Annotated in this window: 1 protein-coding gene; it reads left to right on the top strand. The window is 47.6% G+C overall.

What is annotated here, in order from left to right; all coding sequences use genetic code 11:
- Nucleotides 1-37: 37 nt before the first annotated feature.
- The gene (locus tag R7R24_RS26085) at nucleotides 38-652 is read left to right on the top strand and encodes a tRNA-uridine aminocarboxypropyltransferase (protein WP_318120027.1); all 615 of its coding nucleotides are present in this window, start codon (nucleotides 38-40) and stop codon (nucleotides 650-652) included.
- Nucleotides 653-799: the final 147 nt, after the last annotated feature.

The raw sequence follows: 799 nt of genomic DNA, 5'->3' as shown, positions 1-799 counted from the left end.
ATGGTATTAGCCCTGTGCGTGAAGGGGTTCGACTGTAATGTCACAACCGTGTCCCCATTGCGGTTTTCTGTTCAACTGTATTTGCTCGCTGGTGCCTAAACTCACCAGCAAGCACGACATACTGCTATTGATGCACCCAAATGAGCTAACTCGTGACACCAATACGGGCCAGCTATTACAGCATTGCCAACTCAACGTCGAGCAAGCAATCTGGGATCGCAAACAACCACCAGCAGAGTTGCTCACTCGCTTGGCTGATCCTTCACTGTACCCGGTGATTCTATTCCCAAGCGAAGAAAGCATCACACTCGAACATGTGGAAATGCAAAGCCAGCAACAAGCCAAAATGCCGCTGTACATTATTTTGGATGCCACTTGGCAAGAAGCACGCAAGATGATCAATAAGAGTCGCTGGTTAGAAGGTATCCCTACCATGGGACTTTCCGCACTCGCCGATTCTCAATATCAACTGCGACGTAATCAGCAACAAGGCAATTTGTGCACCTTTGAGGTTGCTGCCCACTTATTAGGTCAACTTGGTGAACAAGATAACCAACAGCAAATGCATACGTTTTTTGCTCACTACCTTGTACTGTTCCAAGCCGAGAAAAGTGGCCATGCTCTCAAACCGTCACCACACTCTCTCGAGTAAACCCAATCGACGAAACAAAAACGCAGCCTTGGCTGCGTTTTTTATTGGCATTGTTTCACGTGAAACACGACTAAAACAGACGCGTAGGTTCACCTAAGTAGTAGCCTTGCAGATAATCGACGCCCATATCCTGCGCGATTTTGCACA

The sequence above is a fragment of the Vibrio sp. 704 genome, assembly GCF_033339295.1.
The sequence above is the reverse complement of the archived record's forward strand: the minus strand, read 5'-3'. Positions and strand labels throughout refer to the sequence as shown.